At 60.0% G+C, this 12,608-nt stretch carries 13 protein-coding genes; all 13 read left to right on the top strand.

Going from position 1 to position 12,608, the window contains the following annotated elements; translation table 11 throughout:
* Window position 1: 1 nt before the first annotated feature.
* A complete protein-coding gene (gene flgG / locus IT585_01670; GenBank protein MCC6961940.1) occupies window positions 2-790 on the top strand; it encodes a flagellar basal-body rod protein FlgG in 789 nt (262 codons plus the stop codon).
* 7 nt (window positions 791-797) lie between these two features.
* Complete coding sequence (flgA, locus tag IT585_01665; protein ID MCC6961939.1) at window positions 798-1,592, top strand: flagellar basal body P-ring formation protein FlgA; 795 nt, start codon at window positions 798-800, stop codon at window positions 1,590-1,592.
* The gene (locus tag IT585_01660) at window positions 1,564-2,178 is read left to right on the top strand and encodes a flagellar basal body L-ring protein FlgH (protein ID MCC6961938.1); all 615 of its coding nucleotides are present in this window, start codon (window positions 1,564-1,566) and stop codon (window positions 2,176-2,178) included. The genes flgA and IT585_01660 overlap by 29 nt, the downstream gene beginning before the upstream one ends.
* Before the next feature lie 15 nt (window positions 2,179-2,193).
* Window positions 2,194-3,312 (top strand): flagellar basal body P-ring protein FlgI, encoded by a 1,119-nt coding sequence (locus tag IT585_01655; protein MCC6961937.1) that lies wholly within the window; start codon window positions 2,194-2,196, stop codon window positions 3,310-3,312.
* 245 nt (window positions 3,313-3,557) lie between these two features.
* Window positions 3,558-4,232 (top strand): lytic transglycosylase domain-containing protein, encoded by a 675-nt coding sequence (locus IT585_01650; protein MCC6961936.1) that lies wholly within the window; start codon window positions 3,558-3,560, stop codon window positions 4,230-4,232.
* 50 nt (window positions 4,233-4,282) lie between these two features.
* Window positions 4,283-4,786 carry a flagellar export chaperone FlgN gene (flgN, locus tag IT585_01645; GenBank protein ID MCC6961935.1) on the top strand — a complete coding sequence of 168 codons (504 nt, stop codon included), beginning with the start codon at window positions 4,283-4,285 and terminating at the stop codon, window positions 4,784-4,786.
* A gap of 3 nt (window positions 4,787-4,789) precedes the next feature.
* On the top strand, window positions 4,790-6,172 hold the full coding sequence (gene flgK / locus IT585_01640) for a flagellar hook-associated protein FlgK (GenBank protein MCC6961934.1): 1,383 nt from the start codon (window positions 4,790-4,792) through the stop codon (window positions 6,170-6,172).
* Window positions 6,173-6,190: 18 nt separating this feature from the next.
* Entirely contained in the window at window positions 6,191-6,529 is a 339-nt protein-coding gene (gene csrA / locus IT585_01635) for a carbon storage regulator CsrA (GenBank protein ID MCC6961933.1), read from the top strand.
* A gap of 10 nt (window positions 6,530-6,539) precedes the next feature.
* Window positions 6,540-6,680 (top strand): hypothetical protein, encoded by a 141-nt coding sequence (locus tag IT585_01630; GenBank protein MCC6961932.1) that lies wholly within the window; start codon window positions 6,540-6,542, stop codon window positions 6,678-6,680.
* Between the two features lie 3 nt (window positions 6,681-6,683).
* Window positions 6,684-8,612, top strand: coding sequence for a flagellar hook-associated protein FlgL (gene flgL, locus IT585_01625; GenBank protein MCC6961931.1), 1,929 nt, complete (start codon window positions 6,684-6,686; stop codon window positions 8,610-8,612).
* Window positions 8,613-8,618: 6 nt separating this feature from the next.
* Window positions 8,619-9,101: a flagellar assembly protein FliW gene (locus IT585_01620; GenBank protein ID MCC6961930.1), complete on the top strand. Its 483-nt coding sequence runs from the start codon at window positions 8,619-8,621 to the stop codon at window positions 9,099-9,101.
* Window positions 9,102-9,167: 66 nt separating this feature from the next.
* The gene (locus tag IT585_01615; GenBank protein MCC6961929.1) at window positions 9,168-10,760 is read left to right on the top strand and encodes a glycosyltransferase; all 1,593 of its coding nucleotides are present in this window, start codon (window positions 9,168-9,170) and stop codon (window positions 10,758-10,760) included.
* Window positions 10,757-12,608, top strand: a 1,852-nt coding sequence (locus IT585_01610) for a glycosyltransferase (GenBank protein ID MCC6961928.1), incomplete at its 3' end; no start/stop codon positions are given. The genes IT585_01615 and IT585_01610, both read left to right, overlap by 4 nt.

Genomic DNA, 12,608 nt, shown 5'->3' with positions numbered 1-12,608 from the left:
GATGATTCGATCGCTCAGAACGGCCGCATCGGGCATGAGTGCCCAGCAGATGAACGTCGACAACATCGCGAACAACCTGGCCAACGTCAATACGACCGGCTTCAAGAAATCAAAAATCGAATTTCAGGACATCATGTACCAGTCGCTGCGCAAACCGGGCGTGACCTCGATCACCGGCGCGACGGTGCCGACGGCGCTCGATATCGGGTACGGCACGCGGCCGGTGGCGACGACGCGCCAGTTTTCGGTGGGCGAGCTGCAGCAGAGCGGCAACCCGCTCGATTTGGCAATCGACGGCGACGGGTTCTACCAGATTCAGCAGGCCGACGGGACGATTGCCTACACGCGCGACGGCTCGTTCAAGCTGTCTGCCGACGGGCGCGTCACGACCTCGGACGGGTTGTTCCTGACGCCGGATATCACGATTCCGGAAGATGCGGTCTCGATCGCCGTGGGGTTTGACGGCCGGGTATCGGTGGTGCAGACCGGTTCGAGCGATCCGCAGGAGATCGGGCAGATCGAGCTGGCGCGGTTCATCAATCCGGCGGGGTTGGAAGCCAGGGGGCACAATCTCTTTGTCGAGACGCCCGCCTCGGGTGCGCCGATCACCGGCGCGGCCGGCGAGGATGGACTGGGGCGCATCAACCAGGGTTACCTGGAGATGTCGAATGTCGACGTGGTCACCGAGATGGTGAACATGATCGTGGCGCAGCGAGCATACGAGATCAACTCAAAAGCAATCCAGACCGCGGATGACATGAGCAGTCTGGTCAACAATCTGAAACGGTAGGCGGACAATGCATCGCATCACACAGGGACGTGTCATTGCGAAAAAGGCAGCCGGATTTTTGAACGCCGGTTTTCACGCGGTCGCCGTGTCGCGGCGGATCGTCATCTCCGATTTCGGCCGCAAGCTGACGATCGGGGCCATGCTGTGGCTGATGATGATCTCGCTGGCGCACACCTGGGCGACCGGGAATACGCAGGCGCAGATTGAGCAGGCCGTGCGCAAGCTGCTGACCGATACGCGCTACGAGTATATCGTCGCGCTGAACCAGACCATGACCGGCGCGCCGGAGCGTTACGATTCGCTGCGGGTCGAGCCGGTGGGAGATGCACTGCCGTTCGGAAACTGCTGGGTGCGCGTGTTCTTCTACACCGACAACGCGGTGGTCTACACGGCGACGCTGAATGCCCAGGTAAGCTGGTACCAGGAGATGTTCGTGAGTACGCGGGCGATACCGCGGGGCGAGCCGCTGACGCCGGATTTGTTCACGGTGTTGCGGCGCGAGGTGACTTCGACCGCCGATCCGGCGATCACGTCGCTGGACGAAATCGACGGGCAGGAAGCGGCGCGGACGATCCCGCAGGGGAAAGCGCTGACCTTCTCGATGGTCAAGCCGGAAGAAGTGATCAAGCGGGGCGACCAGGTCACGATTTTCTATCAGAGCGGCAATTTGCAAATCACGGCCTCGGGCGAAGCGCGGGAAGCCGGCGCGCGCGGCGAGGTGATAAAGATAAAGAATCTGGCTACGAACAGAATAATCTCAGCCGAGGTGCAGGATGAACAGACGGTCAAAGTCATCCGCTAAGCTGTCGGCGATCGGTTTCGTGCTGGCGGTGCTGACGCTGCTGCTGGCGTTGCCGCTGTCGCTGAAGGCGCAGCGGGTCGGGACCGACGGGTCGTTTTTTACCGACATCAAAGCGCACCGGGTCGGCGATCTGCTGACGGTGCTGGTTTACGAGAACACGGAAGCCTCGAACGAGTCGGCGATGAAGACGGAGGAGAAGAGCGAAGGCTCGACGCGCTCATCGGGAGGCGTGGGACCGCTCAACTTCATTCCGCTGTTTTCCGCCGACAACGCCAATGACAACACCTACGACGGCAAAGGGACCAATTCCCGCCGCGGTTCGATTCGCGCCCGCATGACAGTGGAAGTCGTCGGCGAACGGACCAACGGGGATTTGGTGATCCACGGTTCGCGGGTCCTGGAGATCAATTCGGAGAAGGAGACGATGACGTTGTCCGGCCTGATTCGCCGGGCCGACATCAATCCCGACAACACGATCGACTCCTACAACATCGCGAACGCCAAGATTGAATACACCGGCAAGGGACCGGCCGCTGACGGTTCCAAACCTGGCTTAATCACCAGGGTTCTCAATTGGATCTTCTAATGGAGCATGGATGCTATGCGCATTTTGCGACTGCTGATCATCGGATTGATCATCTTCGTGCTGGTCAACATTGTCTCGCTGATGGAGGCGCGCGCTGACGTCAGAATCAAGGACATAGCCCGCGTGAGCCAAACCGGCGAGGTCGACCTCGTCGGTTATGGTTTAGTGGTCGGGTTGAACGGCACCGGCGACGGCAAGGGCGCGCTGTTCACGGTGCAGTCAATCACGAACATGCTGCAGCGGATGGGCATCACGGTGGCGCCGGAGAAGATCAAGATCAAGAACGTGGCCGCGGTGCTGGTGACGGCCAAGTTGCCGCCGAGTTCCATCAGCGGCGACAAGCTGGATGTGACGGTTTCCTCGATCGGGGATGCCTCGACGCTGGAAGGGGGAACGCTGGTCATGACGCCGCTGGCTGACCGCAACGGTACCATCTACGGCTACGCGCAGGGGAGCGTGTCGATCGGCGGATTCAACGTGCAAGTGGGCGACAACAAGATTGTCAGCAACTATACATTGGTGGGGCGAATCCCCAACGGCCTGGCGCTGGAGCGCGAACTCAATCGTGATTCCGACACACCGAATCTGGTCAAGCTTTCGCTGTACAATCCGGACTATACGACCGTCGAACGGGTAAAGCAAACGATCAATGCGAAGTACGCTCATGCCGCGACGGTGGCGGGTGACGGCGCGCTTACGATCACGCTGCCCGAGGGGCTGAGCGGATCGGACGGCAAGGCCTATTTCATCGCGGCGATCGAGAATCTCACAGTCACGCCGGATTCGCGGGCGCGGATCGTGATCAACGAGAAGACAGGCACGATCGTCGCCGGCGGCAATGTCACGATTGCGCCGGTGGCGCTGGCGCACGGGAACATCACGATCGAGGTGCGGTCGATCCCGGTGATCAGCCAGCCGGAGCCGTTCGGCAAGGGGGAGACGGTACAGACCCAGGATACGCAGGTGGATGTGACCGAGGAAGAAGCGCGGGTGGTGTACTTCGAAGAGCGCACAAACATTTCTGAAATTGCCGCCGCGCTGAATGCGATCGGCGCATCGCCGCGCGACATTATCGCGATCTTCCAGGCAATCAAGCAGGCCGGGGCGCTGCGCGCCGAACTGGTCGTGCTATGATCAAGCTGAACACGGTGGCGTCGCCGCTTAAGCTGGAGTCGGCTAACCCCGCGTTAGGCGAGGCCGCCCAACGGCGGATCAAGCTCAAGAAAGCCACCGAAGCCTTCGAGGCGATCTTCATCGCGCAGTTGCTCAAGAACATGCGTTCGACGAGCTTTACGAACAAAGAAGAGGACGGCTTCGGCAAGGACATCATGCTGGCGATGGCGGACGAAGGGGTGGCGCGACAATTGTCCAAGACCGGCATGTTCGGGGTCGGCAAGATCCTCTACCAAAACCTGGTCAAGCGGCTGGAAGAAAAACCAGCGACCACGACGGGACTGCAGATTACCTCGGAGCGCCACATCGACGGAATTGCGCCGGCGCGTGCGAGTAAGCCGACGGTGATCGAATCCGCGACAAAGACAGCCGCCCCGGCGGTCAGTCTGGCGGACCCGGAGCAGACGACGCCGGCGGCACCGGCGCCAACGCCGGCAATGAAGCCGGCTGATCCAAAGGCGCAGAGCAGTACGACTCCGAAATCGGCGGCGGTGGCGCGACTGGACAAGTATATCGAGCATATTCGCGAGGCCGCACACGAGACCAATCTTTCCGAAGACTTACTGAAGGCCGTGATCAAGAACGAATCGAACGGCGATACCACCGCCGTGTCGCCTTCCGGCGCGGCGGGGTTGATGCAGTTAATGCCCGACACAGCGCGCGCGGTGGGGGTGAGCGATCGTTTCGATCCGCGTGAAAATATCCTCGGTGGGGCACGGTACTTGCGACAGATGGTGGACCGTTACGGCGATCTGAAAACGGCACTGGCGGCGTACAACGCCGGGCCGGGCAATGTCGACAAGCACGGAGGCGTACCGCCGTTTCCGGAGACGGAAAATTATATCCGACGGGTGCTTAGCGATCTTTCCGGCGACCGATAGGTTAATAAATTCCCGCACTGTCCGACAATGAGAGTGTAAGAGGAGTCACATTGGAAGCGAAGATTCTCAAGCTGATAAAATTGATCGGGGAAGAGGTGCAGATCTTCGAGACGTTTCTGCACTATCTCAATTTACAGCAAGACGCGCTGGTGGCCAACAACCTCGAAGCGTTGCAGAGCGTGACGCGGGATCAGGAAGAACTGGCGCTTAGGACGACACGCGTGGAGACGGAACGTCGGGCGCTGGTGGAAGAGATTTGCGGTGAGCTGCGGCGCGACCATTCCGATCTGACCTTGAGCGAATTGACGAAGCTGGTGGCGGAGCCGCAGTCGAATCAGATTCAAGCCTTGCAGACGACGCTGCTGGCCTTGCACGAGCAAATTGCGACGATCAAGGCGCGCAATGATTTCTTGATCAGAAAGTCGATGGAATACATCAACACCACGATCGCGCAGTTGGGTTTGACTGAGCAGGTCAACCAAACGACGTATACCGCGGATAGGACCAAGGCCGCACCGGCTGCCAAGACGGCGCTGGTCGATCGGAGAGCATAGGAGATGTCAGGACTGTTTTTCGGGCTGGAGCTGGGCAAGCGCGCCTTGATGGCGCAGCAGACGGCGCTGAACACCAGCGGGCACAACGTCGCGAACGCGGCGACGCCGGGCTACTCGCGACAGCGGGTGAGCCTGACGCAGACCCTGCCGCTGGACACGCCGCAGGGCAGTATTGGTTCCGGCGTGATTGCCCAGAGCGTCCGGCACGTGCGCGACCTGTTCCTCGGCGCGCAATACCGCAATGACAACGGCAATCTCTCGCGCTGGCAAACGACGCACAAGTCGCTGGCGCAAATCGAGCTGTTTTTCAACGAGCCGGGCGACAAAGGCTTGAACCAGTTGATCCAGGACTTCTGGAATAGTTGGGAGAACCTGGCGACGAACCCGACGGCGCGCAGCTCGGTGGTCGAGAAGACCAAGGTGTTGATCAATGCGCTTCACGAGCACGCCAACCAGTTGTCCGATCTGCGCACGAGCGTAGATGCTGACGTCAAGAACCGGATTCAGGAGATCAATCTACTGTCGACGCAGATTGCGGCGATCAACCGGCAGATTGCCGGCTCCGAAATCGGCGGCGGCATGGCCAACGACTTGCGCGACCAGCGCGATCTGCTGATCGACCAGTTGTCGAGCATCGTGCAGGTACGCACGATCGACCGCGACAACGGGTCGGTGGCGGTGCTGATCGGTTCGATGTCGCTGGTCGACGGCGGCGACAACCTGAAGATTGAAACCAAGACGTTGGAGCAGGGCGGGGCGACCAAGACCATCGCGGTCTGGGAAGGCACCAACTTCGAGATCGATTTTTCCGGCGGCGAGGTCTATGCCAATCAGCAACTGCGGGACAAGACGATCCCGGAGATGCAGGCGAACCTGGACACGCTGGCGCGGACGATTATCGAGCAGGTCAATGCGATTCACCGGGGCGGGATCGGCGCGACCGGTTCGACGGGGGTGGATTTCTTTGATCCGACATTTCTGACGGCGCAGACGATCGCGCTCAATCCGGAGCTGGAGCTGGATCCGAATCTGATCGCGGCTTCGCTCTCGGGCGAGCCGGGGGACACGCGCAATGCGCAGGCGATTTCCGAATTGCGCAACGCGCGGGTGCTGCTCGCCAATTCGGTTTCGGTGAATGAATTCTATGCCAATATGGTCGGAACCCTGGGCATCAAGACGCAGGAGGCGGAGACGCTCAAGGACAATTATGACCTGTTGGTTACGCAGTTGGACAATGCCCGGCAGTCGGTGCAGGGAGTCTCGATCGACGAGGAGGTCACCGAGATGATCCGTTTTCAACGGGCTTACGAGGCGGCGGCGCGCGTAATCACGTTCGTCGACGGCGCCCTCGACACTGTCATCAACGGCATGGGTATGACCAGATAACAAACCACGGAGGGTGGATTGTTAATTCTAACACGGAAGTTAGGAGAGTCCATAACCATCGGTGACAACATAAAGGTCACCGTTTTGGGGATTTACGGACGGCAGGTGCGCCTCGGGATCGACGCGCCCCTGAAGGTAGTCGTGCACCGCGAGGAGGTGTACGTCAAGATCCAGCAGGAGAATCGCAAAGCCGCGCAGGCGGGGAAGAAGGACTTGATGTCGGTGGTGACGATGCTCAAGAACAAGTTCAAGGGCGACATCAAGCCGGACCTTGACGCCAAGTCGGAACTGGAGTATCGCGATTCCAAGAGCAAGAAGGAACGGAACGACGATATACGACCAGAAGGAAAGCCGTAGGGAAGCAGGAATGCGCGACGGGAAAGATACCGCGGTGACGCGGCGCACGACGGGCGCGGACGATCCGAAGATCAAGGATCAGACGCGGGGCGGCGACGACAAGCGCCAGCCGAATCCGATGGATGAAGGATTTGTCTTTTACGAAGACTAAGCTATGCGGGTAACCCACGAAATGATCGCGAATCAGGTTGTCTTCAACCTGACGCGCAATATTGATCGGTTCTTCAAGCTGCAGAACCAGATGTCGACGAATCGGCGCATCAATAAGGTGTCGGACGATCCGATCGGCACGATCAAGGATCTGTCGTACCGCGAGCGTCTGAGCGAGATCACGCAATTCAAGGCCAATATCTCGATCGGACAAACCTGGCTGGCATCGACCGATCTGGCGCTCAACGACGTCAACGTGGCGATCCAGGACGCCAAGGCGCTGGCCGTAGAAATGTCGAACGACACCTATGACGCCGTGGCGCGAGAGGCGGCGGCGAATGAGATCCAGTCGCTGCTCGAGCAGACGCTGGCAGCGGGTAACTCGCAATTGCAGAACAACTACCTGTTCGGGGGCTACCGCACGCGTACGAAGCCGTTTGAGTCGGCGGCCAACGGCGTTGTCTATCGGGGGGACGACGGGAACATCTCGTACACGATCGATTCCAAAGCCAAGGTGCAAATCAATACGGTCGGCTCGAACCTGCTGACCAAGCCGTTCCAAGTGATCGGCGCCACCAGTAATCTGAATGCGGGGATCATCGGCGCGACACCGTTGGCCACGCTTAACGGCGGGACCGGCATCGACCTGGCGCCGGGAACCTTCACGATTCGCGACGATAATCTGGGCATCACGGCGACCATCGACGTCAGCGCCGCGACGACGGTTGCCGACGTACTGACGGCGATCAACACGCAATTGACCGCAGCCGGGATCACCAACCTGACCGCATCACTCGGTCTGGAAGGGAATAATATCCGCTTCGTGGCGGTGGACCGGCCGGAGATTGCGCTGACGACACCGTTGGCGAACCTGAATCAGGGCGGCGGCGTCGATATGCAACCGGGGCGCTTCGTGATCCGTGACGGCGCGAGCGCAATCAATGTGACGATCGATCTGACCGGCGCAATTACCGTCGGTGATGCCATCACGGCGATCAACACGCAGTTGGCGGCGGCCGGGGTGAATAACGTGACGGCGGCGCTCAACGGCACCAGCACCGGCATCAATATTACCGACAGCAACGGCACTCCGCTGGGGCTGCTGGTGGAAGAAACCTCAGCAAACGAAAGCACCGCGGCCAATCTGGGATTGAACGGTTCGATCAATCCAATGCTGGCGGGAAATCCGCTCAATCCGGAACCGTCGTTTACCGTGGGCGAGAGCGCGACGGGGGAGACGACGGCGGCCGATCTCGGTATTGTCGGGCAGTTCACTTACAACCGCGTTGGCAGCAGCCTGACCCCGCAAATTCAGCCCACGACGCTGTTGTCGCAGCTGCAGAACAATCTCGGAATCGCTCGCGGCCAGTTGCGCATTGCGCACGGCGAGGCGAACGTGGTGATCGATACGTCCAATCCGGCGCTGGTGACGGTGCAGGATTTTCTCGACGCGATCAACAACTCCGGGCTGGCGATCACGGCCTCAATCAACCCGGCCGGAACCGGTATCCAGGTTGCCAATAATGATCCGACGCGAACGCTGACCATTGCGAATACCGACGAGAACCGGGCGGCGACGTCGCTGGGGATTGCGGGCGCGGCGGACGTGCTGGGCACGATGATTCTGCTGGTCGATGCGCTGCGCAGCGACGACCGCCAGACGGTATCGGAGCTGGTCGGTACCCTCGATTCGGCGCTGAACGTGGTGCTCAATGAGCGCGCTTCGGCGGGAGCGAAAGTGATCCGGATGGAGACGACGCTAACGCGGCTGGAAGAATACGAAGTCAATTACACGAAACTGCTATCGGAAGTGGAAGACGCAGACATCACCAAGCTGATCACCGATCTGGCGATGCAGGAAAACGCCTATCAGGCGGCGCTCAGTTCGGCGGCGAAGATTCTGCAGCCGTCGCTTCTGAATTTCATTGAGTGAGGAAGAATGGAACTGCAAACGCGGCAATTCGGAGTGATGGAAATCGGCGAAGAGGAAGTGCTGATGGTTCCCAAAGGCTTGCTCGGCTTCGAGGGTCTCGAACGGTTCGTGCTGGTCGATGTCCCCGAGTGCCGCCCCTTCCGCTGGTTGCAGTGCGTCGACGCGCCGGAATTGGCGTTTGTCGTCGTCAGTCCGGTGATCTTCTTCCCCGATTACAAAGTGGTAGTCCATGCGAAGGAAGTGGCCGACATCGGTGTGGCCCAGCCGAGCGACGTCGAGGTCTACGTGATCGTGACGATCCCGGAGCAATTCGAGCAGATGTCGGTCAACCTGCAGGGCCCGATCCTGATCAATCGCGGGAACAACAGAGTCAAACAGATCGTGCTGACCGACAGCGCCTACTCGGTACAACATTCAATCGTGCGCCAGTTGGAACGCCAGCAGTTGGCGCCCAGCGCGAAGCCGGCCTCGCCGGTGCAAATCGCATAGTCGCAGCCGTCATGATCCGATGGATTCCGATCAGAGCTGCGGCGCGCAGTGCAAATAGGAGATTGCATGAGCCCAGAAGTTCGGACAAAGTCCCCCGTACAGCCCGAGACCGCCGGCGCTGAGCTGGCCCGCCTGCTCGACCAGGCGACCGATGCGATTCAGAATCGCGACTATCAAGCCGCCGCCAAGCTGCTGACGCAGGGGTGCGCGCGGGCACCGCAATCGGTGGAGATGCATGTCCACGCCGCGCTCGTCCTGCGCCAGAGCGGGGACCTGCCGCAGGCGGAGAAACATTTCCTCAAGGCACACCACCTCGATCCCAAGAATCTCGAAATCCTGCACAATCTGGCGATTGTCGCGACCGAGCAGCAATTGCTTGAGAAAGCGAAGGAGTACCTTCACCGGGCCCTGTTGTTGGAGCCGGAAAACAGCGGCGTGATCAATGATCTGGCCGTGCTCGAGGAGCAGTCGGATAACGATCCGGCGGCGCGCTTGATGTACGAGCGCGGGCTGAAGCTGCCATCGGCGAGCAAACGCCTGTTCCAGAATTATCTCGATTTTTGCCGGCGCAGCAACGATCAGGAGAGCTTTGAGCGCGGCTGCGCGCTGTACACCCGGCGCTGGGGGCGCGATCAGAAATTGATGACGTGGGCAGAGCAGAGTGCAGGCCCAGCAACGGATGACAAGACTTCGGTGCAGGCCAAGCCGGCGGCGCTGAAGCTGGCGTTTTTTGCGACGCACCGGATGTTCATCGATCCGGTGATCGAACGGCTGAAGCGTGACCACGAGGTAACGGTTTATTCCACGCCGACGGCGGAGGAGATGAGCGCGGCGCTGGAACGGTGTGACTTAGCCTGGTTCGAATGGTGCGATCAATTGTTGATCCAGGCGACGAAGCTGCCGAAGACGTGCAAGATCGTCTGCCGCCTGCACAGTTACGAGGTTTTCACCGAACTACCGCGGCAGGTGGAGTGGAGCAAGGTCGATCATCTGGTGTTTGTCAATCGCTCGGTGCAGGATTTGCTCGGGTTCAACGTGCCGGTCACGATTCCCCAGTCGGTGATTTTCAACGGCGTAGATTGCGACCGTTTTGACATTCCAAAGAGCAAGCCGCTCGGGAAGAAGATTTGCTCGATCGGATACATCAACTACAAGAAGAATCCGGCGCTGCTGTTGTATTGCTTCAAGGCGATCCACGACTACGATCCGGGTTATACGTTCCACATTGCGGGCGAGCACCAGGATCCGCGCATCCAGGTCTACTTCGCGCACCTGCTGCCGCGGCTGAACCTGCCCGTGCAGTTTGACGGCTGGGTGGAAGATATCCCGGCGTACCTGTGCGATAAGGACTACGTCATTTCGACTTCGCTGTTCGAGTCGTTCCACTATTCGATTGCGGAAGGAATGGCCAGCGGGGTGCTGCCGCTGATTCACGATTGGCTGGGGGCGGAATATTTGTATCCGCGGCAATACATTTACTCGACGCCGGAAGACTGTGTGCGCTTGCTGCAAGAGCTGGAGCGCGCCGACCGGCGAAAGTTGGGACGCGACTGTCGCGAGCACATCCTCAAGAATTTCGAGCAGAATCAGCAACAGGCGAAGATTGAGCAATTGATCGCGACTGTCGTTGGCCGCGACCGGGCGAAGGGAGTTGCGTGAGCAAGAAGACCAAGGTGCAGGAACAGCCGCAAGCCCGACCGGTGCTGTCCGGCGGGGTAGAGGCGGTATTTGCGTTATATGACAGCGGCGCCTACGCCGAGTGCGTGCAATTGACCGCACCGCTGCGCGACCAGCCGGCGGCGGTGGGCGAAGAGACAACCGCGCAGGCGCTGGTGATCGGCGGCTGGAGTGCCTATCGGCAAGGGCGGATGAACGCAGCGCAGACAACAGTCGAATCGCTGCGAGCGGCCAAGACTGCGTCGCGGTCGCTCGATCGGCTGGAGATCGTGACGGCGGCATCATTTGCGCAGTCGGTCCATTGTCTGCAGTTGTGGCGCAAGTATGCGGCGGGCGCGGAATGGCAACGGGAGCTGAGCAGCGCGTTCGGGCAACTGTTGTATGAATGCCGCGATGCGATCGTGGCAGCGGCGGAAACGGCAGCCAAACGCGCCGATTATCCGTTGGCGCAGTCGATCCTCGAGCACGCCACTGCGTGTCGCCAGGACATTGCCGAGTTTTACATCGCGCAGGGCGAGATGTGCCGGCGGCGCGGCGACCGAGCGGGGCAACGGCGAGCGATCAGCGCCGGGCTGGTGCAGGCGACGGAGAAGCGCGACCTGGCCAAGCTGGGGCGCGATCTGGCGGGACCGGAGCGCGTGTCGCTGTGCATGATCGTCAAGAACGAGGAGAAGTTCCTACCGCAGTGCCTGAACAGCGTGAAGGATTTCGTAGACGAGATGATCATCGTCGACACGGGTTCGACCGACCGGACGATGGAGATTGCCGAGAGCTTCGGCGCCAAGGTCTATCAGCATCCGTGGCAGAACGATTTCTCGTTGCATCGCAACCAGTCTCTCAGCTACGCAACTGGGGAATGGATCTTCATCCTTGACGCCGACGAAGAGATGGTGCGCGAGGACCTGGACAAGTTGCGGCTGGCGCTATGTATCCCCGACACGAACATCTTATCGATTTCGGTGCACAACAAACATACGCGCACCGGCGAGTTTACCTCTTTCTTGCCGTCGGTACGGTTGTGGCGGCGCAAGCTCAACTTGCGTTACGAGGGGATCGTGCACAACGAGCTGCGATTGCCGGCGAGTGAGCCGATCCTGCGCGTCGATGCGCGGCTGATCCACTACGGTTACGGGCTCGACTGGACCGAGATGACCAAGAAGATCGCCCGCAGCAAGGAACTATTGCAGGCGCAACTCAAGGAGAATCCGAATAACGCATTCGCCAATTTCAATTTGGCGCAGTTGCTGCGCGGCGAACATCAGTCGCCGCCGGAAGACGTGTGCCGGCAAATTCTGGATCACGCGGGCCGCGCCGTCGCCAATACCAACGCCGACGATGCGAACCAACGGCATATTCACTTGATGGCGCTCGACCAGATGACTTCGGCGTACTTCTTCTTGAAAGAATTTGAGCGCGCCGAGCAATGTGCGCAGCGGGCGTTAAAGTACGATCCCAATTACATCGATCCGCTGTTTGCACTCGGACACATCCACGCGGCGCAGCGCGATTTTCCGAAGGCGATTGCGTCCTATCAGCGCTATCTCGCCGCGGCGGATGCATATGATCCCGGCAAAGAAACGACGAATTACATTCTGATTCACGCGGCCGATCAGGTCACGGCGCTGTTCAGCTTGGGACTGATCTATGAAGATCAGGAGCGGCTGGACCTGGCGGAGCAGTATTTCCGGCAAGTGGCCGAGCGCCGGCCGGATCATCTCGACGTGCAGACGCATTTGGCGATGGTCTGTTTCCGCAAGGGCGATTTCGCGGAGGCGCGGCACCTGGCGGAAGGACGGTTGGCGACGGAGCCTCACGATGTGACCGCGCGGT

It is taken from the genome of Candidatus Zixiibacteriota bacterium (assembly GCA_020853795.1).
In the GTDB taxonomy this organism is placed as follows: Bacteria; Zixibacteria; MSB-5A5; order CAIYYT01; family CAIYYT01; genus JADJGC01.
The sequence above is the reverse complement of the archived record's forward strand: the minus strand, read 5'-3'. Positions and strand labels throughout refer to the sequence as shown.